The organism is Solimicrobium silvestre, assembly GCF_002976435.1.
GTDB lineage: Bacteria > Pseudomonadota > Gammaproteobacteria > Burkholderiales > Burkholderiaceae_D > Solimicrobium > Solimicrobium silvestre.
Genome location: NZ_PUGF01000012.1, coordinates 34,440 through 59,313, shown reverse-complemented (window position 1 = coordinate 59,313; position 24,874 = coordinate 34,440). Strand labels below are relative to the sequence as shown.

Genomic DNA, 24,874 nt, shown 5'->3' with positions numbered 1-24,874 from the left:
AAAGGTTCATTCAACTCTAAAATTCTTAAGATAAATAATCTTACGCTTCCCACCATCACAACGCCCCACATTCATTGCCGTGCTTGAGTGCGATTTCTCAACGATATTCAGTTTGAAGTTCTTAATCCCTTTAGCCAAGAGCTTTTCTTCAATCGTGTGCTGCAGAGCTGCGCAGCTCAGTATGCTAGCTGACGCGTTTAATTCTTCAGGTATTGCTGATTTTATTACTAGGTTGGACATTAATGCTGGCGTCGCTTTTATAGACGCATCTGCTTCAGAATTAACTGCGGTCTGTAATGGATTCTGATCGTAGTCGCAATCGGGCGCTGTCCGTCCGATATCTGGGATATTACTCACACAATGCCAGTGCATCTGCCCAGTCTCTGTTACAGCCGGTACAAGATGAATCCAGGCATGGGGTATTGTCGGAAAATCCAAAAAGTTAATGGCAATAACACCTTCGCTTTCTATATTTACCGAATCAATCATATCCGACCGAAACTTCTCTGCCGCCGGCATGCCGATCTGCTTATTGGATGACGGGAATTTCGCGTTAACAAGAAAAAATTCGGTCACTGCAACCTTGTAACGCGAAAATTCCATGAGCCCATAAGAGATGCGTTTAAATTTACTTAATTGCTCTTCCATGTTAGTCGTAGGCTCAGCGTAGGCGACTGCCGACATGCCAAGCAAGGCTGCGATCCACAGCGTAAAAAACCGCGCATTCATCCAATTTGATGAAAAGCGCGGTATTGAATACGTCATGTCGCTATCGAAAAAATTTTTAGGCTTACGATTATGTGGAGTCATAGTGTGAGTAGTAGTAAATGAAATTTACCGGGTGCTGAGACAGGGAGTACATCGCTAAAAAATGTTCAGAAATGGCACGCCGGAATCCAGAAAGCGCCCCTCAATTAATTTTATTTTTGCAAGTTTATCGAATCGCTGTATTTTTAGCTATACCTTATTTAGGACATTTTGCGTTTGACTTGATGGCACTGAATAGTCACTGCACTTTGCTGGTCGCCTCCGGCAATACCATCGGCAGGCGGATATCAAAACGAGTGCCGACTCCCACGTTCGACTGGACTGCAATATCACCCCCTAATGTTTTGGTCACCAGATTTTGTACAATCGCCATACCAAGACCTGTTCCGCCATTTCCAATTTTGGTGCTGTAAAAAATCTGGAACAGCTTTTTTAAATTTTCATCCGGAATGCCAACGCCGTTGTCGGCAAAGCGCAACGTTACCCAGTCATCGACAATGTCTGCGTCTATCGTCAGCACGCAATCAGTACGGTTTTCAAATGCGTGCAGGTAGGCGTTATTAATGATGTTGATGACAATCTGCCCAAGTGGGCCCGGTTCACTGTCCATCATGATGCCGTCGGGAATATTCATCTCAATACGATGTTTTTGCCGCTTAAGGCTGGGGCTGAGCGTGTCGATGATTTCTTTAATGGTGTGCGCCAGATCAAATTTACGGCGCTGTTCGCTGGCCTGATCTGCTGCAACCTGGCGCAAACTATTTAACAGGTCTTCGGCCCGTTTCAGATTTCTTTCGATTAGTGATGTACCGGTCTCTATGTCGACCAGCATCGTGTTGAGATCAGAACGTTTAATGTTGCCATTCTCAATTGACTCTCGCATTTTTTGCGTCAGCGTACTCAACATCGTCGCTGCCAGCACACTATTACCAATGGGGCTATTGAGTTCATGCGACACGCTGGCTACCAGCATGCTTAACATCGCTTTGGTTTCGCTACGCGCCAGCTCTTGTTGCGATAGTCGCAGTGATTCTAATGTTGCCTCCAGTTCCGCCGTACGCTCTGCAACGCGCCGCTCCAGAGTGGCGTTAAGGGTATGGATGGCCATTTCGGCCTGCTTGCGTTCGGTAATGTCTTGCACAATGCCAGCCATGCGGCGCATTACCCCATCGGGGGCGCATTGATGTCCGCCTGCCGCAAAGATCCAGCGTACTACGCCGTCGGCGCGGCGTATCCTGCACTCAAAACGCCACACGGTTTGTTCTTCGATTGCCTTTTGGAACAGGCAATTAACGTCAGCGCGATCTTCAGGAAGTACATGCTCGATGAACATGTCGTAAGTCCACTCCGGCAAAAGCGCATCGTAGCCAAAGATCAGGTCATGTTCGCGTGTTCGATTTGCAGTTTTATCGACGAGGTCAATATCCCACGCGCCGGTGTGGCTCCATTCCAGAGCGCTTGCCAGCAGCTGCGTGCTCCGGCTCAAATCAGGCTCGGCATCTTTATGCACCTTCTTCATGATTCGCCCTCCTTATAAATGTTGCCTAACATCAATAAATACAAGGTATTGGTGTTTCTAACGATACTCCACTAAAAGAATTATTTGGAAAATTATCAGCCCATAGATGATCGAAATACATTGTTGCGTGCGTATCAGTTCCCTGCATCGTTTTCCTTGCCGCCAACAAACAATTCCAGTAGATTGTGTTTCTCTTACGGAAATGAATGCGGGTACGAATGCAAGTATTTAAGGCATTGTTTCATCATGATGTTGAAGATGCTTACCGCAGAAGGAGGAGCTAATCTAGCTTCTTGGTTTCCGATTAGCCACCACAATCTGGAGGAATAAAATGCGGTCATGCTTTGCTTCTCATCCTGTAATCATTTTCAGTTCAATCTTACTCAGTTCACTCCTCAGCACATCTGCAACAGCTGCCGCACTCCCGCCCGGCTTCACGCTAGGCTCGGCAAATGTAGCCATTGCCGACCCGGCCGTGCCACGTCCGTCTAGCCAACCTTGCACAGTTGTACTGTTCAGCAATCAGCAATTTGCCGACTTCAATAACCATAGCTTTAACTACGCACCGCCCGCAGCCTGCCCTGGCCCTTGGTCCAAAGTAGTGCTGGAAGTGGATTTGTCGATTAATGCCGGTAACCAGTACGACCGCACCGCCCATATCTGGCTTGGCGGCGTCAATATTTATACCGGCACGACCGAAGAACCTTCAGCCACAGTCGCCCGTAACTGGCACGTGGAACGTGACATTACCGATTACTCGGCCTTGCTCAATGCAGCGCAACAAGGCAGCGTTGATCTCGGCAATATAGTTAATTCGACCTATACCGGCATCTTGCAAGGCACCGCCACATTGCAACTTTATCCGGCGGTCCCGGGTTTTAAACCGGCACGCACACCGGATGTGGTTTATCCGATGTCGGCCTCGGCAACCGGCGGCGCGGTAGCATTAAATACGACAACCGATCAGCTAACACAAACCATCACATTCCCGCGCAATGTTGAACGGGCGTTTATTGATGTGTTGGCACAGGGCCAGTCAGGTGATGAGTTCTGGTACACCTGCGTGCCGAATGCGCTTTCCAGCCAGCTCCAGAGTTGCGGTAGCACAGCGTTCCGCGAAGCCGAAATCAGCATCGACGGACAAGCTGCCGGTGTAGCACCGGTCTACCCTTGGATATTCACCGGAGGAATCGACCCCTTGTTATGGCGGCCGACACCGGGCGTGCAAACCTTGAACCTGCTGCCGTACCGCGTTGATATTTCGCCGTTCGCTGCTCAGTTGAGCAATGGACAGTCGCATACTGTCGCGATCAGCGTCTACAACGCCAATAATTATTTCCTCGCTTCCGGCGCAGTGCTGGTTTATCGCGATCCAAAAACAGTGCAAGTCACCGGCGCACTTACCTCCAACACACTGGCGGCAATCGTTGCGCCGACCATCAACAATCAGCTCGTTACCGATAGTCAGGGCAATGTAACCGGAACACTGACCACCAGTAGTAAGCGCAATTTTAAAATTGCCGGTTACATTCAAACTTCGCATGGCCGCATCGACACAATGGTAACGCAAAATATGCATTACCAGAACAAACAGGCATTCACGATTAATAGCAGCGACTATGTGCAAAACATTAGCCAGCAAACCGAGGTTGAAACCGACACGGGTGTGTTCAGTAACGGCAGCGAGGCACATGAACACCATCATGCAAACTTCCCACTGACTATGAATATCAACTACGCCACCCCACCCGGCCAGCCGGTAACGCAAGCAACGACCGTTGTGCAAGCATTCGACAACAGCAACTGGCTGGCGCTAAACGGATGGATGATTTACCAAAGCGAAGTACACAATAAAGTAAGCCCTTCCGACACGCTGAATTTTGATGCTAGCGGCAATTTCACCGGCAACAGCGGACAGCAAAGCGTGCAGAAATACACCTTTACCGATAGCACGGGAAGTTGCTACAAACGCACAGTAACATCCAGTGCCGGTCTGCTCACCGCCGTAACTGATGGAAAAGATTGTAGAGGTAACCAAAATGCGCCGCGCTGGTTCGTTGACCCGTATGGCATTGCATTACCGGATCTGTCGACATTGAATATGTACCGATAATCAGACGATTCGTACTTCATTAGCAGGGTGAAAATCATTTTTGATTTTCACCCTGTTTTCATTTTAGAAGACTGACATTGCAAGGCAAAAAAAATAATAAATTAACTACACCACGCAGCTATCACTCAGTCCAAATTTATATTAACTCTAAGAAATACGCCCTATGTAGAACGCGTCATTCTTGGTTACAACTCTAATTTCCGTATCGCAACATATTTCGATACAATACGATACAATCACTCAGCAAAGAGAAGAGAAGAGATCTGGCAAGTTTTATTGGAGTGGAACATCGAATGAACAAATCACAAGGGAACATTATGTTATTACGAAGCAGATCAGTTTCAACATCAAAAACGAGCCAGGTCATGCTTAAAGCATGGGCGGGTTTAATGATCGCCGCCGTGTCTCTATCAGCGCACGCCACACTTGGTGAAAATGCCAGCACGGTATCAACGGATCAGGCGGCGCTACATGCAACATTGACTACACAAGTCAGCGCAAACTACACCGACTACATGCTTACCCTGCCGGACGGTATCGTTGTGCATGAATTTGTTAATTCGGCCAGCAAAGTGTTTGAAATAACCTGGAGCGGCAAGCGTCATCGCCCGGATATGCAACAACTGCTCGGTCAATATTTCACTCGTTTTACTGATACCAGTCATAAAACTCGCCCGACCACCCGTCAAGCGCATCAAGTGACGACGGAATTAGTAATTCACTCCTCAGCAATTCACGGCTACTTTAGCGGCACGGCGCATGTACCAGCACTATTACCGGAAACGATGACCGGCCCAGTCAATCCAGTCAGCACCTCGCAGGATGTGGCTAAATGAAAGTAAGTCAATTAGCCCGTATTCATGCCCTGATTACCATCTCGATGTTTTCAGCAACAATGCTGCTTTCTGCATGCGGTGGCGGCGGAAGTAGCAATAATGGAAATAGCTCTCCTACCGCGACAACTCCACCGCCCGTAGTAACTCCTACGCCGACTCCACCAACTCCGCCTACACCTCCAACGGCGGGCACACCGGCAATGGGTTGCGGCAATGTCACCTCCACAGGAACCGGCAATACCACTCAAATCGTAGTGGACGGCTTCCCTTGCGCAGCAGGCGGCGGCGTTGGTCAGATCAATCAAGTTGATCAACCTTACGTCAGTGTAAAAATCTGCGCACCCGGCAGCACAACCAATTGCCAGATCATCGACCACATTATTCTAGATACCGGCTCCACTGGGTTGCATATCATGGCTTCGGCGTTATCGCCCTCGCTACAACCCGGCGCGACAGGTCTGCCGCTAATGGCAGGCAGCGCGGGAACGACGCTGACTGAGTGTGAAGTGTACGTAACCTCTTATGTCTATGGCCCTCTCGCCACGGCGGACGTCTACATTGCCGGTGAAGCAGTTAAGAACTTGCCTATGCAAGTAATTGCCCAACCCGGTTACACAACACCCACAGCGTGCAGCAAAGGTGGCGGCACTGCCACTCAGTCCACAGCCAGCTTTGGCGGCAATGGCATCATCGGAGTGAGTTTCGCCAGCGTCGATAGCGGCCTATTCTTTGATTGCAATAACAGCGCATCAGGCACATGCGTCAATGACAATAGCTTTGTCGGACTTCCTCATCCAGTGCAAAAATTTGCTACTGACAACAATGGTATTTCCATCACCATGCCAGCCATTAGCACATCTGGTGTTGCTTCTGCAGTCGGCACATTAACCTTCGGCATCAGCACACAAACCAACAACGTGCCATCTACTTCAACCATCCCGCTCGTACTTGGTTTCAACACGACCAATGGAACCGATGGAGACTTCCAGACTTTAATCAACGGCTACTGGCAGTTGACGTATATGGATAGCGGCACTACTGAAGATACCTTGCTGGATGCAGCATTGCCAGCATGTACCAGCGCAAGCGGTGCCTCAGGCCTGTACTGCCCAACCAGCGTGACCAACGTGTCGATAGGATTGGCAGATTTCAACACATCAACAGTTAAAGGAACCTTGACGACTCCGGTAGGCAACGCTAGCACCCTCGGAGCCAGTACTAATTTGGCCGCATTTAATGACCTGATCTATACCAACGGAACAGCGGCCAGCGCCCAACCCCAGGTAATCGGTTTTTCAAACTTCTTTGGTCACACCATGTGGGTTCTGTTTGAAAATAGCAGCGCGCAAGGCACTGGTTTGGGTGGCACCGCAAATACAAAAGTCACTGGCCCGATGTATGGCGTTAACTAAATAACTAATCGCAGTTAAGTTAGGTTTAGTTTAGTTTAGTTAAGTTAAATTAAGTTAAGTCAGATTTGAGTGATCCGCCGCTGTACCGGGCGGATCGTTTTTATATACAGTTCGGTCCAAGGTTTATAGTTAGCATGTCCAGCAGACGAACCGAAAAGAACCACATTACCCGCATCAGAATAAACACGGCGTATGCCGTTTAAACCTAAGCAACGCACATAGCGGTGTTTGGAATAAAATCAACTCGTAAGCCCAGGTCCTTAGCGACCGTCACCGCGAACACCTTGACGACTTCCCCTCCCTTCCCTAGCAATTACCAGCCATAAAATCGCCATTTAAACTCTGCTAGCGCCGCTTGGCATCTTTTTGTCATCGCACGTAATACTTCATGGAAAATCCGTCACTTCATTGGCAACAAATTCCGTTTACCTATTGTAGAAAGTAACGATATGACAAAATTCAACATCGCTGGTTTTGCTCTTTTTTTCCAATTGGCTACCTGCATGGCAGACACACCGCACTCTGCTCTGGAGATACTGGGTTTTGACCCTGCGGTACGTGCTCAGGATGATTTATTTGTGGCGGCGAACGGCGGCTGGCTCAAGGCAACCGAAATCCCGGCCGACAAGTCGGCGGCTTACGGTTTTGATCTGCCTGACATTACTGCCGGACGCGTGCGTAGCATTGTCGAAGACCTAGCCAGCAAACCGCAACAAGCAGCTAGTGCAGAGCAAAAAGTCGGCGAATTTTATGCAAGCTACTTGAATACCGCAGCCATCGACCAAGCAGGACTCACGCCGGTTCAAGCCATGCTTACCGAGATAGACGCTATTAAAAATCGAAAAGAATTGGCGTATTGGCAGGGACGTATGCAAGGCCGGATTGAAACCCCGCTTTGGCTGCGCGTATTTCCCGACTTTAAAAACCCCGGCATCAATGAAGTGATGACATGGCAAGGCGGCCTTGGTTTGCCTGACCGCGACTATTATCTAAACCAGAAAGATCCGCGTCTGGTCAAAGCACATGCCGCTTACCAAACCTACTTAGCCAAGCTGGCGTCCTTAGCAGGAATACCGCACGCTGACGCCGTAGCGCAGCGTGTTATACGCCTTGAACAACGGATTGCGCAATCACACTGGGCGCAGGCTGACACCAATGATCCGAGCAAAATATCCCATCCAATGACACTACAAAAGCTGATTACCAGTGCACCCGGCTTCGACTGGCAGGCGTTCTTTCAAGGTGCCAATTTAGCAGATGTGAAACAAATAAATGTCACACAGCTCAATACCGCAACAACCATCGCGGCACTGTTTGCCGAAATACCGCTCGACGACTGGAAACTCTACTTCAAGCTGCGCAGCCTGGACGAAGCAGCTCCCGTCTTGCCAACGGCCTTCCGCGCTGCTCACTTTGTCTACCGAGGCACAGCGCTGCAAGGCATTACGATTGAGCCCGCACGTTGGCAGCAAAGTATTGATGCGCTCAACACCGCTTTAGGCGAAGAAGTCGGCCAGCTATATGTAGCACGATATTTTCCCGAGGAACAAAAGAACCGCATGCTAACAATGGTCAATAACTTATTGGCGGCTTACCGTGAATCCATCAAAAACCTGAGCTGGATGACACCTGCCACTAAAGTATTGGCGCTGGATAAGCTAGCAAAAATTAAAAGCAAGATCGGCTACCCAGATCATTGGCGTGATTACAGTAATTTACAGATAGATGCCAGTGATGCGGTGGGCAACCGGCACCGCTCCGCCCGGTTTGAGTGGGAATACCAAGCCGCTAAAGTTGATCACAAAGTCGATCATGACGAATGGATGATGACTGCACAAACCGTCGATGCCTATTACGATCCGATGGGCAATGAGATTATCTTCCCGGCAGGTCATCTGCAAGCACCCTATTTTGATATGAATGCAGATGACGCAGTTAATTATGGTGCCATCGGCAGTATGATCGGCCACGAAATTAGTCATGGTTTTGATAGTCAAGGCAGTCAATTCGATGGCGATGGCGTCATGCGCGACTGGTGGAGTGCAGCGGATCATCAGGCATTTGAGGAACTGACTGCCAAATTGGTGGCGCAATACGACGCAGAAGAAGCGCTTCCCGGCAAGCACGTAGACGGCAAGCTGACCTTGAATGAAAATATCGCCGATCTATCAGGTTTGCAGGTTGCCTACTTGGCTTACCAAAACAGCTTGGGCGGCAAACCCGCAGCGCTGATTGATGGTTACACGGGCGAACAACGTTTTTTTCTTAGTTATGCGCAAAGCTGGCGTTCCAAAGTGCGCGAGCAGATGCAGTTGCAATGGCTGACGACCGATCCGCATGCGCCACATAAATTCCGCGCCAATGATCCAGCCCGCAATACGGATAGTTTCCATGCGGCGTTTGCGACAAAGCCCGGAGATCGCATGTACAAACCGGAAAATGAACGTATTCATATTTGGTGAAATTGATTTAATCGGTTTCAAATGAATTGCGAGGCAGAGCCGCGCAATTCATTTCGCCAGCAACATATAATGTTCAATCTTTGAAAAATACGGCGTCAGACAAAAATATATGTCCACTCATTTTTTCCCGTGCAACCAACGCTTCTGGCTGTATCACTGCAGCTCTATCCTGCTCACATTAAGCATCACACTCATCACATTATTTTTATGGCGCGACTCCGTTGCCTATGATGTCGCCGCCACTTTTGCGTGGATTGTTCCCTACACCTTTTCCGTATTAAGTTTTAGATGGTTATACATTCAGCGACAATGGAATACGCTCTTTTGATTTCAATACGGTTGATTACCTGTTAAAGCCAATTAGCAGAGAAAGACTGGCTCAAGCCATTAAAAAACTAACGGGCAACGAACTTTCGGAACAGGCTGAGGTAAAACCGGTATTAGATATTCATAGCAAAATGTTGGTAAAAGATGGCGATAACTGCCATTTACTGAGTCTGGATTCGATACGTTATATTGAGAGTTGTAAAAATTATGTGCAAATTTTCTTTGATAACAAACGCGCTTATGTCAAAAAATCGCTGAACGGCATTGAACAGCGCCTGCCAAAAAAACACTTCTTTCGGGCTAATCGCCAGCACATCGTTAATTTAGACGCCATCCGCGCGATTGAAGAATCCATTAGCGAAGGTTATACAATCACGCTGAACGACGGGAAAATACTTGACGTTTCGCGGCGCAACGCCGTGGAATTAAAAGAGTTGCTGAGTTTCTGAAGGCTTTAAATTCTGCGTAAAGAAGAAATATGCTAGAGCAGACTGATGTTCGACACATCAAAAAACCTTACAGATTATTTCCCGCCCAACAGTCGAGCCGGCAGGAACAACATCGCTCGAAGCAGAGCGAACACGGCATCGAACGTAATGCCGATGAGTCTGAATGGAAGTGTCAGCAGCCAGATCAACGGCATGAAAATCAACGCCAGAATGGCGACCGGCCAACACAGAATAAACAAAATGCACCAGGCAATGAATAACAACATGTTATCTCCCACAATGTGTACGTTAACTACTAAGTTTATAGAATCACGCCACGCTTGGCTATGCCCTATTTAAGGCATTTTGCATGTCGGAATAATACGATTGTGCATTTTTATTTTTTAGGTTCAGCATGCACCAGTACTAAAATTTTACGCCTAAAAAATACTGGATATCGCTGTAACCGTTATAGCACTTTGCGTACCATCTTCTGCACATCAACCTGCCTGACAAAACCCTCAGCATAATTAATAAAAAGCAACTAAATCAATTATTTACACTTTTCCACAGCCCTACGTGCGCGAACGCACCGACTGACCTACTTATTCCACGCAAACTTCGCTGCACTTATCGCCGCTAGTGCGATGAAGGAGCGCATCCATTTGGATGCGCCCATCAGTCCGTATATGCGGGCTCACAACACAAGGAATCTCCAATGAACCATTGCAAAAGCTTATTCAAACCACTTGCGTGGACAACGACGTTAATGCTGGCAGCGTTACTAACCGGATGTGGCAGTGGTGCCGGAACGAACGACAGCATCAGCAGCAGCGACAAATCGGTAACTCAGAATGCGATTCTGCCGGGCACCCCCATCAGCCCAGGTGCTAACAGTATTAACGCCCCTTACGTTAGCTCGTCCAACCCAAGTAACGGTTCCACCAATGTACCGACCAGCACCAATACCAGTAATAATATTGTGACAGGCACCATCGTGATGGCTACCTTCAGCCAACCGATGAATCCGGCCACGCTCAATTCGTCGCCTGCCGGACACCTGCACACATTCACGCTTAAAACCACGTCCGGCAACAACGTTCCTGGTACCGTCGCCATGGACGCCACCAATACGATCGCCACCTTTACACCCAGCGCATCTGCCCTTATGACGAAGACCAGCTATACCGCCACCATCACGACTGCGGCCAGTAGCATCGGCGGCACGGCTATCACTAATCCCGTTGTATGGAGCTTTACAACAAACCCCATCGCCTCTACTTCTCAAGCACCAGTCAACCTTGGCACCGCTGGCACTTTCGTCATTCTGAGTAAAACCGGAATCACCGATGTGCATGCATCAGCAGTTGTTGGAAATGTTGGAACCAGCCCCATCACTGGTGCAGCTCTCCTGCTTAGCTGTGGCGAAGTGACAGGAACCATTTATGTCGTCGATGCGTCGGGCCCTCTTCCATGCTCGGTAAAAGCTCCCAGCTTGCTAACCGTTGCAGTGGGCGATATGGGAAGTGCGTATCTCGACGCACAAGGACGCAAATCACCTAATTTCACTGAACTGGGCGCCGGTGAAATTGGTGGCCTCACACTTGCACCTGGCCTCTATAAATGGAGTAGTAATGTGTCGATTAGCACCGACGTTACCCTCTCGGGCGGCCCGAACGATGTCTGGATTTTCCAGATAGCGGGACAGTTAAAGCAAGCTAACGCCCAGCGCGTCAACTTGGCTGGCGGTGCGCTCGCTAAAAACATTTTTTGGCAGGTGGCGGGCAATGTGTCAATTGGAACCACTGCGCACTTTGAAGGTGTTGCAATGGGCAAAGCACTAATTGCTGCCGAGACTGATGCGTCAGTCAACGGCCGACTGTTAGCACAAACTGCAGTGACTTTGCAAATGAATGCAATTACGCAGCCTGCGCCTTAAAACGCCTACAGTACGCGTCCGTCTTGCCTGGCGTTATTCTCGACAGCAGCGCAGATAATAATAAAGGGTTACCAATTTCGATCGGTAACCCTTTTTTGATTTTTAATTTAGCCGTCGCTATAAAATGTAATTTCGTCAAACGCCTTATTAATTTAAGTGTGGGTAAGTGAATCCAATAAAGTGAACTGCGTTAAGTACAAAATGCACGATGATTGGCGCTTCGATTCGTCGAGTAACGTAATAGGCATACGCATAACCAAAGCCAGCAATACTCGCAAGTAGCACGATGGTTATTCCACCTCCAGCATGCACTGCCCCGAATAGCAGAGCAGAACATATAATCGCAATCAATTGTCCGTAGCGAAACCGAGTTAATACAGACGAGAGACGATTTTGCAAAAATCCGCGGAAAAAAGCTTCTTCTGCGATGACAGTAAAAAATAGATTTGCTCCCAAGAACAATGCGGTAGTTTGGGTAATTTTAAAATCAGGTTTAACGTAATCTAGACCAATTGCCACACCCAACACTGCCACGGTGGTTATAAGCGCGATGGGGAAAGTTTGTTTTAGTAATTTCGCCCATTCTGGCAATGTGTTTGCACGACTGCACAGGAATGCCAAAAGGATTAAGCCAACCACGCCTTTGTCAAAATTAGCATATTGCGTAAAAGTGGCGGCACCAGCTGACAGCGTCATAGAAGAAATAATCACGGGATTGTTAAACCCTGGCAGCTTATGCATTGCTAAGGCCAAAGCAATAATTGCTGTGACGCTGCCAAAAATAAAGCGCTGTGCGAATTTCTGATTCGGAATCTGAGCGAGATAAGCAGCACCACAAAATATACCAAGCTCAACAATAGCTAGCGGACTAAGGACTCCAACAACAAGTCCGCTGACCATTGATGCGATAAAGAACAGTACCCACGGCGGTAAGATGAAACGTTCGTTGATATGAATTGGTTTCAACCAGGCACTACAGATAGCCAACGCGAGTAGGACGAAAGTGATGAATATCGATGTTTGACTAGCCATTTTTTGAACTATCTCTATTTTAGATTCTGTCGTGTTAGCGACCTGAAGTTAAGAAAGTACTGATTAAGTATGCGAACAATTACTAATTTAAATAAAATCCAATCACGCAGTCGCAACTATTTATTTCTTTGCAGTTAAGTTGACGGCAAGGTGATTCACCCAGTTACTCAGGTTCTTATCTGCGCCATCAAAATCAACAACAGAAGCAATTCCAACCACTACACCACGTGGATCAATCAGCACAAACGCAGGGAAAGTATTAACTCCAACTTTATCAATAAATTTTGTTGAGTCTGGCACGATTTTCCATTTGAAATTTGTATCCACTACAAATTGTTGCGCGTCCGAATTTGAATCAAAGGTCATTGCGACAAAATTCATACTTTGATTTTTTAATGCCAAGCTGTTCAAATCCGGAATTTCTTTAATGCACGGGGCACATTCTGAGAAGAAAAAATTAAATAATGTATAACGCCCCATTAAATGCTGGTTATCTACAAAACTTCCATCCAGTTGTTTTAAGTGGAAGCTAGGAAATTTATCTCCAATCTTGATGTTGTATTTGGTCTTAAAAGGCTTTGGGGCCAGATCTTTATCGACAAGTGACAGTACTGCGCTGCTCGGCCCATCCGTCATAAACTTTTTAACTGCTTGGTACGACTCACCTGCGTCGATGCGCTTCAAAAATTCGTCCGCCGTTAAAGCATTACCTTTTTTATCTTGATAGGTAATAGTTTGGATTTTTTTCAGCATCAGCTTTTCTCGGATTTTATTCTCTGCATTCGCGGGCGTAGTTGTCGTATCGATTGAATCCTTAGAAGCAGCTGGAGGGATTGGATTTGCAGGCGGCGTATCTGACATCGCATGTGTGTTGACACTTGCTAATACAAAAAATAACGCAGCTGCTACATTGAGTAATTTTAAAAGTGTGAATGTGAAGTGGTGTCTCATGAATGTCCCTATGGTGGATAGATGTTAGTCATTGCAATAATTGCCAATTTGTTTTTTGAAGAGCGTATCGATTTATTGATAACTTGTCTATGCCCTAGATGGGGTATTTTTCAGACAATTGTGATGAAGTAATTAGCAATCAATAGTTTTACTTAATAAAACATTGAATGTTACTAAGTGATAACGCGGTTTTCGATATAGAGGGGACGTAATTCCTGAAGTATTAAATGCCACGGCTCATCCTGTTTTCATTTCAGTACACATCAGAGCGTGTTAACAATTAAAAAAATGTGTCTACATTCGGTAGAAGTGCCAGCCTTGCAATAAGAGGCGACGAAAAAAGAATTAAAGAGCTGCGGAACACGCAGCCGAGAGATTGATCATTGCGAAGGATTACTTTACGCCATCAGCGAGAAGCTGATGCAACCAAATTTCAGCATCGGCGACGGCATTAAATACTTTAAAGACAATGCCATTTGCCTCAAACACATTCTTCTGAATATAAGGAACCATGACACTTTGACCTTCTACCTCTAAGCCACTGACGTAAGCCACAGCAATCATCACATTGTCATTTCTGACTAATCTGGCAACGGATTCGGCGAGTAATTGAACTGCTTCACAATTCATCAACATACTGCGATGAAATTCAACCAGCACCGCGTAGGCACCATGAGAATGTGCTTCGACATACATAGGCAAAGTTGCTTCGTAATAAGCGGACAGCAGCTCGAAATTGAATGGCCCGGTCGCCTCCATATGGATTAGCTGTCCGTCAAGCGATGCCGAAAATTTTCCATGAGGAGGAAATTTTTCATTTGAAAAAATTTCTCTTGAAATTTGAATAGTTGGCTTGTTCATTTTTGACCGGGGCATTCAATAATGAAATGGTATTAAACAATGTTAGTCTTTGAATGTCAAAAGGTCTAGTCGGAGATCAACACCAATGCAATAGCTGGCAATTTGCATTTTTAAAGAACATATCGACTTACCAATAACTTATCAATACACAGCGACATCCAGATATCCTTTCCGTTTTACCGCAGCCAACTCAACCCAACGTCCTTTCAAGTGCAATTGGTTCGGCCTTAAGCTGATGCAAATCAAAAATGAGAATTTCGTTCTCTCCCTTTTTTAACCAGGGTGCCGGGCAATATAAGCGATGCTGTGGGCCTATTTTCCAATAGCGGCCAAGATTGTGCCCGTTGACCCAGACCACACCTTTCGTCCAGCGCTGCATATCAATAAACGTGTCGCCAAGTTGATCAAGCTTTAGGTTCAATTTAAAAAATAGCCCGGCTTTTTTTGAACTAGGATTACCTCCTTTTAAACCGGCGATAAACTTGCTATCCATCGGCAACAGGAATGTCTGCCAATCTACAATTTCGTAAATACCCTGCTCAGGATGTTGCAGCGAAACTGCTTGCAATATGCCTTTACGGTCGCCCAATTCGGAGCCGTAATTAATGTGCCCCATCGCTTCCACCAATACATCCAATGTGGGGCTCTCATGAGCGGAATTCATTACTAAAGTCTGATTACGCCCCGCCATGTTCAATTTTCCAGCAACAGCAGCCGGTAACAACGTACGGGAAAACCCGCCCAGATAGCGATCATTCAAAAACACCGTTCCGTAGTCATTCAACTTTGGCACATGCAGATGCCCGGAAACATGCCCGATAAGCTGTTTCCGATAGATGACAAAGCCGTTATTTTGCCCAAGAGCTTCAAATGATTGCGGCTGCTCTGTATGAATAGCTGCCGGTAAGTTATCCCAAATTGACGCAAATAGTTTCGGTGTTAATTGGTGCGCAGCGTTTTTCTTCAACGTTTGAATCGGCGCTGGCAGTATAGGAAGAGTCACTGATAATTTTTCAGCAATCAGTTTGCGATATTTAAAATATGCTGACGTCGGCATTCCCTGTTCGGTAATCGGTGCTCCATAGTCGTAACTGGTAATGTCCGGTTGATATTGCCCTTTTTCGGTATTTGCACCAGCAGTAAAACCAAAGTTTGTGCCGCCATGAATAACGTACATATTGAACGATATGTTATGCGTCATAAAGTCGTTTAAGGTCGCGGACACATCAACGTTGGTGCCCTGAAATTCCGGTTCACCCCAATGCGTCAACCAACCGGGATACAACTCGCCGCACATGGCTGGTACGCTGGGGTATTCTTTACGCACGATGTTTATATCAGCCAACTCACCGCCGCTTAAGCCCAGCGCCCCACCCTTTACCAACGTTTTATTTTTCTGTAGCTGCTCCAATCCATCCTGGGTATAAAAAGGCCCACTAATTCCCTGTTGAATCCAGAGTTGACGTAACTCTTCAAGATAGGCGACATCGTTACCGTAAGAGCCGAATTCATTCTCGATTTGCAGCATCAGAATTGGCCCGCCATTGTTGATCATCAATGGTTTTATTTGCTCTGCCAATTTGGCAATGTAGCGCGTAGCAGCTGCCATGTACTGCGGCGCACGTGTTGAATTTGCACGTAATTTAATATCCGGCTCACGTAGTAAATACGATGGTATTCCACCCAGATCCCACTCACCGCAAACATACGGGCCGGGGCGCAGCAATACCCACACTCCCTCGTCTTGGCACAGACAAATAAAGGCAGCAATGTCATGGCTTGCGCTAGCAAAATCAAACACGCCTTCACTTGTTTCGTGGAAATTCCAGATCAAATACACCGCGATCGTATTCATGCCCATGGCCTTGGCCATTTTTATCCGGTGCAACCAGTATTGATACGGGATCCGCGCCGGATGCATTTCTCCGCTACGTATCTGGAATGGGGCTTTATTCAACAGGAATTGACTACCGTCTTCACTGAAAGAAAATTCACCTTTTACAGTCGTGTCCTCGGCATATGACACGATAGGAAATAGGGGGCTGAGAGTGCTGAGCAAGCTCAAGCCACTCATATTTAAAAATAGGCGCCGATCCATGTGAACTCCTTCTATGCGAACTCATTTTATGTTTACTATCATTCCCACACCGTCACTCGCGCCTACGCGGGAGTCTAGTGGCACGTAAGTGCCTGCAACGATAATTAAGACTTTAGACATTTACTCAATCACCAAATCATCAAAAAACGCCTTGTTTATTTAACGATTCTCCGTATCAATTCCTAGATTCCCGCCTGCGCGGGAGTGACGACATTAAGGGATACGGATAATTAATAAAGAGTATCTGAAACTTTAGCGCGCAGGCGGGAATGACGTTGTTGAGTGTTTTAATTGATTTTAAAACTTATAGCTTGCAGTCAGTTTATAAATCCGACCACTCATATACGGGAATTCAAACTGATTAATCCCCATCCAAGCTTGCGGATCATATTGCGGCGCATGAGCAAACAGGTTTTGTATATTAAAATTCAACGTGACTTGTTTCGTCGGATGCCAATTGACATTACCGGTCCAATACAAACTGGATGCCAAACCATTTTCACATAACGCCGTTGTGGTGTTGAAGTTACTTTCACATGCGGCGACATTGCTAAACGCACCGTTCGGAAACGCTGACAATATGGATTGAGGCCCAATGTAGTTTGCCATTAACGACAAATCGACTTGCTGGTAATGCCAGACCGTAGAAAACACGCCAGTAATACGTGGGCTCAAGTAGGTGCCAACTTGATTCCCTACCCAGGCCGGGTTGTTCCCCAAAGAATCCATCCGATGTTTAATGGTTCCCTTCCAGCCAAAATCAAGCTTTCCGTAGCCGCTTAAATCAAGATGGGCATTAGCATTGATATCAAAGCCGTCAAACAAACTCTGCGTTTGATTAATGTAGCTATTGATGACTCCGGCTACATTGCCATATTGGTAGCTAGGCACACCACCAGTACAAAGACTAGGATTAGCGGCGCATTCCGTTGCCACCATATTATTCGTCGCCAGATCGCCCGGAGTTAATGCCCCGCGTACAAATACGCCAGGAATTCCTCCCGGGCTGGTTGCCGAACCGTTGGCAACTAATGTGTTCGGATTGTTCTGAACGATTTCATTTTTGCGATCAATAATCCAGTAATCGGCAGAAAAATCAAACTGTTTTACCGGATTAAAAATCAAACCGAAATTGGCAATATTGGCCGTCTCCGGTTTTAATTGCGGGTTCGGCGTAGTAATGCCGCCTGCAACAGTGCCAGTGCACTGGGATGAGCTTTGCAAAGTTTGCGCCTGCTGCACATCTTGCGGGTTGGGCGACTTGGATAAGGTGGTAATAATCGCATTAGTTTCTGCACAACGAACCGGATCATTCACCACGGTTTGCTGGTAAATTCCTCCAGTGCCAGATTCAGCCAAACTAGGTGCGCGAAAACCTTGTGAGAAGGTTGCACGTAATGCCAATGAATCTGCTGCCTTGTAAAGTACGCCCAGTTTCGGCACGATGTGATTGGCAAAGTCGGGATACTTATCGTCACGAATTGCTGCATCAATTTCCAGCCTTTTGGTGATCGGTGCCACAATTTCTGCATAGGCGGCTTCAGTCGTACGGCTACCTTCATACCAAGAGCCACCTTGCCATGCAATTTGTCCATTAGCCGCATTGGTTGCGCCCGGGCTATTCAAATATTCGTGGTTTAAATTTGCACCGGCAGCAAACATCAAATCACCGCCGCCTAATTGGCCAATTTTCCCAGAAACTTTGCCATCCCAATTGAAAATTTCATCCCAGGATTCATAGCTAAAATACGGAAACATTTGCTGCATTAACGCCAAATTACTGGCATTCGTTACACCAAGCTGATAAGCCGGATGGTCGCTAATCACCTGATAAGATCCGCTCGGTGTATTGACTGTTGAGTAAGGACCGAAAGCCGCCGTAATCCCGGCCGGGCTTGGGTTATAACCCTGGCTTTCCAAATCACCATGTGTGCCGGCCAGCGTCACTGCCGACTCCCATTCCCATTTGTTTTCCAACGTGCCGCGCAAACCCGCCACAATGCGGTACTCATCATCGGTATCGGTATGACGTGAAAATTTAGGGTCATCCAGCAGGGTGTAGTTTAGGCCTGCAACGCCGCCCATATTTCCCTGTAAGGCCGGGTTGTTAGCTACGACATTAAACGGATTAGTTGGAGACAAATAAGGGAACGCGAAGGTATTTAAATTAAACCCGGTATTACGTGCGTACCAGGACCAAACACCTCCGCTATACAAATTAGGTGGGCTTAACTGCGTTTCCAGTTTCACCATCGTGCCGGATAACTCAATAAAACCTTCCAACGAATTATTAAATTCATAGTGACCATTGACGAATAAATTTAAACGTCGTGAAGAAGGAATCCAGTTATTTCCTAAATCCAGGGAATTCAGTGCGCACACCGTATTTAAGGGTGTTTGTTGCGCCGGTGTTCCGGGCATGACAGGGGTTGGGCAACCAGGACTTGGTTGCCTGATGGTTGCGCCAGCAGCGGTATAAGTAAATTGCGTTCCTGGATTGATTACACCCGGGCCGCTACCGTTATTGCCATGAAAACCTTCGATAAATGTTGGATTATAAGAAAGCCAAGTCGGGTTTAACACGTTCAGAATTTGATTCTGATAAACCGCCTCACGATCAAATACATTTAAGGTGCCATAAATATTAAATTTATCTTGATCTATATCGCCAAAGCCATAGCTGATACCGGCATTGTATTCATGGTTGTTGCTTGTCTTGGGCACAGCGGTAGCACTGGCATGCATCTCGGTGCCAACATAACTTTTTTTGGTAATGACGTTAATAACCCCGGCCACGGCATCGGAACCATAAATCGCAGAAGCACCATCGGTCAAAATCTCCACCCGCTCAATTGCATCGGCAGGTATCGTGTCGATATTCACGAATTGATACTGTCCTCCGTAGGCGGTTCCATAATTAGATAAGCGCCGTCCGTTAAGCAAAACTAACGTTGCTTCGGGCCCTAGTCCGCGCAAGTTGGCATCCGAGGCACCTTCAGTGGCGGAAAACATGCTTTGCGAATCAGTTAAATCAGGCACAGCCTGGCTGACATGAGCCAAAATTTCTTGCAGGGTGTTAGCCCCCATTTGCTGAATTTCCTGTTTCGTCACGATGGTGACGGGTGAAGCCTGCTCTGCGTCCATGCGTTTAATATTACTTCCGGTCACTTCAACACGGTGAACTGGCTGCGAATTATCTAAAGTGGAATCTGCATTTTTGCTATCTGTAGTTTGTGCGAGTGCTTGCGCCTGCGCAGTATTCACCAACGCGACTGCACCAAATGCCATAAACAGCGCCTGAGCAATGATTCTCTTTTTAAACGTGATTTTTTGGTTCAACATAAGCTATTCCATAAATGTGTAAGATCCTTGTGATAAATAACAATCCGCATCTAGCTTATTTTTCAGCGCAGTCACGCAAAAAAAAAGCAAACAATCTCCCGCTAAGGGGCAAAGAAAAGAATTTTTTCTATGCCTGCCTAAGTACGAAATCAATAATTGGATTGTCATTACTGGCTGGCAGAACAAGCCCGCTCCGAACGGAGTCGCCAGCATTTATTCCCGTGATTACGGGTTAACTGGGCACTTCTCTCATAGCATCTCCCTTATATTTATAGTGTTTTTTATAGACTGCCATTTCCTGTACTCATCCAACGCAAAGGATGAGTACAGCAACTTAAAACATCGAGCTAATTTACTGACTTATTCACTTGCCGAATTTTGCAACCGAATCACCTTTAAAACCCAACACCGATGCATTAGCCCAGTTTGCACAAACCTTGCCTGCAGTTTTAGTTGCGACGATGGTTTTTAAACTGAGTTTGCTAATGCCGCGGATATCCAGCTCCGGTTTCACCACCGCCGGTGCAACAATTAAACCGCTGTTGAATAACAATTTATCGTCACCCCAGACCTGGAATTGCAAACCACCAGCGTTGCGACAAGCGTCATCAATACCCACGTCGGCACGGAAAGTTTGCCAGTCACCGGACAGGCTATATTCAATATCGCTTTGTCCTGTAACGCCGAGACCTTTATGGAAGCGCAATCCATTCATTTGCATTAAGTTATCGGCATTGCTAGGCCTATTGGTATCGGCCTTATCGCTACTAACTCCAACCTGCTTGCTAGCCACATCCGACAAGTACAGCTGTAATTTGGCGCGATCTGGAACTGGGTATTCCAATACGCTGAATTCAGAGATCGTAATCGGCGCTACCGCCACCGTATTAAACGCGTTATAAGCAGCATTTACCGTTGTCGCGACGACCATTGGATCGGCTGCGTTGCCCTCATCATCCTGATCCCAGGTACTCAGAATTCGGAAGCGGAATAGGCGACCGGCTTTGGCTGGAAACTCTACTTTTTGGCGCGTTTCAAGCTTCTTCAATTCGCCTTTAAATACCGGTGCACCCCATTCGCCGTTGTTGTCACCTAAATAGACTTCAACTTCACGGGCTTGACCATACATCCAGTTTTTATCATTACGCGGCGCAATTTCAAACCCGTTAATCATGCGACGTTCACCCAATGCCAGAGTAAATTCATGCGGCCCGGTTTTTTGTGATTGATCGCGCAGCGTACGGAACCAGGTATCCGGCTTGCCATCAAACGCATTCTCTAAAGGGTGACCTGGTTCTTCTGCCGGGCGATTCAATACGATGATGTTATCTGCCGGAATCGCATTGCCTAATTCTGGCGCGGCTGGGTAGCCAGTTGTAATGGCCTGTGGCGCGGTGATGACGACATTAAATTGATAGGCTTGGTTAACGCTGACCTTTGCCGTTTTTACGTACAACAAACCGTATTTTTCATGCTCATCGAAAAACCAGCCTGACTCCGCCTGATCAAATTCAGCGCGTGTTTTAAATTCGCTCAGAGCTTGATCTTGCAACCTAACCGCGTCGGGTTTAACACGAGTATGTACTTGCAATTGATAAACGCGCTGTGCTTCCATTCCTTGGTAACTACCCTGCACCGCTGCCACGTTAACTTGGATATTCCCCGCTTTAGCATCTACGTTAATTTTTTGCTGACTGAAACTACCCTGTTGGTATGTGCGGGTGATCCCATCATCTTCATACAAGGTAAATTCAGATTGCTCATGCGGATAAATATCCAAGGTCAATACGTCTTTAGGCACTTGTCCATCATAAAGAGCACTCGGATACATCGGCAATATCGCACCGGCGCGCACCAACACCGGTAATTTATCCAGGCTGACTTGGTAATCAATCACTTTGCCCTCAGCACCGGCGTCGACCACCCGACCATCCCAGTAATCTATCCATTCGCCTTGCGGTAAATAAATCCCCTTGCGCCAGCCTTTGCTAGCCGCCTGACTACGAAACACCGGTGCGACTAAAAAATCCTTACCTAGAAAAAATTGGTATTTATACGCTTCCGAATTCGCGTTAGGGTCATTCGGATGATCCCACATCAAACCACGCACTATCGGCGCACCGCTGTCTTCGGCGATTTTGGCGTAGGTGTACATGTATGGCATTAAACGCATTTTTAGCTTGAGGTAAGTACGGTTAATACTGCGATACGGCTCATCAAACCACCACGGATGTTTGCGCTCGTTTTTAGACCAGCCCGACATACCCATTAACACCGGCGTGAACGTTTTCCATTGCAAATCACGCGTATACGTCTCTGGGCTACCGCCAAAAATCCCGTCCACATCGCCCGTTGCATAGGCTTGACCGGACAAGCCGGAACCGATCAAGGTTGGAATATGCCAGCGAATATAATCCCAGCTGCCGGACTGATCGCCGGTCCAGGTAACGGCATAACGCTGCGTACCAGCCCAACCCATTACGGTCCAGACAAACGGGCGGGCATCGGAATTATCCAGAATCCCTTGTGCCGCAGCCATATTTGCGTCGAGCGAAAATTGATAACCTTGCCCGGTCCAGGCCACGTCCAATTTTTGAGCACGGGTTCCGGCCTTACCAACTTCATTGGCGATTTTATCGACACCGCTTTCAGTCCATAAGCCGGTATGAAATCCGAGCGGAGCCAAACCAGCCACCACTTCGGGTAATTTCGTATAGCCGCAACCGTAACCGTCGTTAGGTAAAATCCAGCCGCCGGGCATGTCGTATTGGCGATATTTAGCCGCCACCGATTGAATTACATCGGGTGTGGTTCCCGTTGGGCCATCACTCCAGCCGTTAGGCACGGTGCCCGGTTTTTTTACATTGTCGCCATCGTTATAACAATCGGCGTCACCATATTCATAAGCCCAGCGCGGCAAGATGCGCGCACGACCGGTTAGGTCGGTATAGGCGGCCAACACTTCTTTAATGCTGTCGCCAACAAAATAGTAGGCATCAAACCGATTTTCTAAATGGCTGGCCGTAATGTAGTCATTCGAGCGAAAATCATAACTGCCGTTGCTCCAAGTATTGCGCAGCACGCCATAACCTTTATTACTCATATAAAAAGGCGCCGGGCTTGGTCGGTCGCCCTCTTCCCAACCGCCGGAATAAGAAACTTCCAGCATTTTTCCTTTAAATGCGTATGCGCCATTTTGCTGCCCACCGCCAAAAAAAACTTCATCGGGCGAACTGCTTAACGATTGATAACTACCCTTTTCACTCAGCTCCAAGGATTGAGTTTCTTGCCATAACTGAGTTTTGTTATCGGCTTTATACAAAGCCAGGCGCAATGGTTTTTTATAGATACGCAGCGCCATACCGCTCGTTTGTAGTAACTGGTAGTCAGCATGGTCACTCAATTGATAGTCAACTTGCGGGTAATCGTGCGGCAGAACAATCGGCGCTGCTTTGTCACCGGAATCGGTTAAATGCCCACCAAGACCAGCCCAGACGCGGAACATATCTGGGCGCAGCAAACTGATTTGGACCAGATTGCCGCTGTCGGTTGTTAGTTGAATTTGGCTTGCTGTGGAATGGCTTATTTTTTTAAGGTTACCGATAGGCGTAGCTTGTGCAGAAAATGCAGCAAGCAGCAACGTGGCGACTAAGGTTTTGCGGATGGAAGAATGCATTTAGTGTCTCAACTAAGTTTTAATTGTGGAATTGAACTTGCAAATATTTTTCTGCACTTCAATCATTTTTTCAAAATGTAACTTTCCTAATTTTTTTTCGACAGCGATTTTTATTAACATGCCTCATTAAAAAAAATTCAATGTAGCAATTAATGGGTCAACTTAGCTTCATCCATCAACCATTGATGAAACACCTGAAAAGCCGGATTCTCAGCCATATCTGCCGCATAAATCAGGAAGTAATTTAAGCGCAACGGTGTATCCATCTGGAATGGGCGCATCAAACGACCGGCCGCAATATCGTATTCCACCAATAATGACTGCCCCAAAGCGACACCATGTCCATCCATGGCGGCCTGCATCGCCATCAGCGCCAAAGTGAATAACGGACCCTGCCGAGCGTTGTTATTTGGCACGCCAAGCGCGGCAAACCACGCTTCCCAACTTGGATAATCCGGGTCATTCATCGCTCTGATTTCATGCAACAAAGTGTGTCGACTGAGATCGGCCGGGTCTTTTAAATTCATGCCGAGTTGCGGACTGCAAACCGGAAACACTTCGGTTGAAATGAACGACTCAATCTTAAAGTCAGCAAATTGATTACGGCGGAAGTCGATAGATATGTCGCAATTGGGATAACTCCGATCCAATTCCGAAACAATTTCTATACGTATGTTTGGATGTTTATTGATGAATCGGTACAAGCGTGGCACCAGCCATTTGGAACCGAAAGATGGTGGCACACCAACCCTGAGCAGGACATTTGTGCCATTCAACAGCATGTCAGTTGCCTGTTGGAAAATTTTAAAACCTTCTTTAATACGCGGAAAATACATTTCCCCGGCTTCCGTCAGCGACAACACGTTGTTTTTACGTTGAAACAATGCCAAACCCAGCTCATCTTCCAGCAATTTAATTTGATGACTGACTGCCGCATTAGTGACATGCAACTCTTCGGCGGCACGCGTAAAGTTCAGCCGCCTGGCGGCAACTTCAAATACCCGTAGCGAATTAAGCGGAGGAAGGCGTTTGGACATAGGAAATCATCAAAAAATTATACGGTATCAGATTCTCATTAAATAAAACTTAATGAGAAGCAAAATTTTACTA

Annotated in this window: 16 protein-coding genes; 7 read left to right on the top strand and 9 right to left on the bottom strand. The window is 47.0% G+C overall.

Annotated features, from left to right (window positions below):
* Positions 1-6 precede the first annotated feature (6 nt).
* Positions 7-765, bottom strand: coding sequence for a DUF1161 domain-containing protein (locus tag S2091_RS13115; RefSeq protein WP_165794982.1), 759 nt, complete (start codon positions 763-765; stop codon positions 7-9).
* A 241-nt stretch (positions 766-1,006) separates the two neighbouring features.
* Positions 1,007-2,287, bottom strand: coding sequence for a sensor histidine kinase (locus S2091_RS13110; protein ID WP_105532399.1), 1,281 nt, complete (start codon positions 2,285-2,287; stop codon positions 1,007-1,009).
* Positions 2,288-2,618: 331 nt separating this feature from the next.
* On the opposite strand from S2091_RS13110, the gene S2091_RS13105 reads away from it, so the two are divergent.
* From S2091_RS13105 to S2091_RS13075, 7 genes are all read left to right on the top strand, one after another.
* A complete protein-coding gene (locus S2091_RS13105; RefSeq protein ID WP_105532398.1) occupies positions 2,619-4,400 on the top strand; it encodes a peptide-N4-asparagine amidase in 1,782 nt (593 codons plus the stop codon).
* A gap of 293 nt (positions 4,401-4,693) precedes the next feature.
* Entirely contained in the window at positions 4,694-5,236 is a 543-nt protein-coding gene (locus S2091_RS13100; RefSeq protein WP_105532397.1) for a DUF2844 domain-containing protein, read from the top strand.
* Positions 5,233-6,648 carry a DUF3443 family protein gene (locus S2091_RS13095; protein WP_105532396.1) on the top strand — a complete coding sequence of 472 codons (1,416 nt, stop codon included), beginning with the start codon at positions 5,233-5,235 and terminating at the stop codon, positions 6,646-6,648. Before S2091_RS13100 ends, S2091_RS13095 begins: the two co-directional genes overlap by 4 nt.
* A 449-nt stretch (positions 6,649-7,097) precedes the next feature.
* A complete protein-coding gene (locus tag S2091_RS13090) occupies positions 7,098-9,110 on the top strand; it encodes a M13 family metallopeptidase (protein WP_105532395.1) in 2,013 nt (670 codons plus the stop codon).
* Between the two features lie 458 nt (positions 9,111-9,568).
* Entirely contained in the window at positions 9,569-9,886 is a 318-nt protein-coding gene (locus S2091_RS13085) for a LytR/AlgR family response regulator transcription factor (protein ID WP_243405417.1), read from the top strand.
* A gap of 29 nt (positions 9,887-9,915) precedes the next feature.
* A complete protein-coding gene (locus S2091_RS24290; protein ID WP_207769700.1) occupies positions 9,916-10,146 on the top strand; it encodes a hypothetical protein in 231 nt (76 codons plus the stop codon).
* A gap of 437 nt (positions 10,147-10,583) precedes the next feature.
* Positions 10,584-11,804 (top strand): ice-binding family protein, encoded by a 1,221-nt coding sequence (locus S2091_RS13075; RefSeq protein ID WP_207769699.1) that lies wholly within the window; start codon positions 10,584-10,586, stop codon positions 11,802-11,804.
* Positions 11,805-11,951: 147 nt separating this feature from the next.
* On the opposite strand, the gene S2091_RS13070 is transcribed toward S2091_RS13075, so the two are convergent.
* From S2091_RS13070 to gcvA, 7 genes are all read right to left on the bottom strand, one after another.
* Positions 11,952-12,836 carry a CPBP family intramembrane glutamic endopeptidase gene (locus tag S2091_RS13070; RefSeq protein WP_243405416.1) on the bottom strand — a complete coding sequence of 295 codons (885 nt, stop codon included), beginning with the start codon at positions 12,834-12,836 and terminating at the stop codon, positions 11,952-11,954.
* 120 nt (positions 12,837-12,956) lie between these two features.
* Positions 12,957-13,787: a TlpA family protein disulfide reductase gene (locus S2091_RS13065; protein ID WP_105532392.1), complete on the bottom strand. Its 831-nt coding sequence runs from the start codon at positions 13,785-13,787 to the stop codon at positions 12,957-12,959.
* A gap of 393 nt (positions 13,788-14,180) precedes the next feature.
* Positions 14,181-14,648: a hypothetical protein gene (locus S2091_RS13060; RefSeq protein ID WP_105532391.1), complete on the bottom strand. Its 468-nt coding sequence runs from the start codon at positions 14,646-14,648 to the stop codon at positions 14,181-14,183.
* A gap of 190 nt (positions 14,649-14,838) precedes the next feature.
* Complete coding sequence (locus S2091_RS13055; protein ID WP_105532390.1) at positions 14,839-16,746, bottom strand: beta-galactosidase; 1,908 nt, start codon at positions 16,744-16,746, stop codon at positions 14,839-14,841.
* 297 nt (positions 16,747-17,043) lie between these two features.
* Positions 17,044-20,088: a TonB-dependent receptor domain-containing protein gene (locus S2091_RS13050; protein ID WP_105532389.1), complete on the bottom strand. Its 3,045-nt coding sequence runs from the start codon at positions 20,086-20,088 to the stop codon at positions 17,044-17,046.
* A 364-nt stretch (positions 20,089-20,452) separates the two neighbouring features.
* On the bottom strand, positions 20,453-23,764 hold the full coding sequence (locus S2091_RS13045) for a TIM-barrel domain-containing protein (protein ID WP_105532388.1): 3,312 nt from the start codon (positions 23,762-23,764) through the stop codon (positions 20,453-20,455).
* A gap of 149 nt (positions 23,765-23,913) precedes the next feature.
* Positions 23,914-24,801 carry a transcriptional regulator GcvA gene (gcvA, locus tag S2091_RS13040; RefSeq protein ID WP_105532387.1) on the bottom strand — a complete coding sequence of 296 codons (888 nt, stop codon included), beginning with the start codon at positions 24,799-24,801 and terminating at the stop codon, positions 23,914-23,916.
* Positions 24,802-24,874 lie beyond the last annotated feature (73 nt).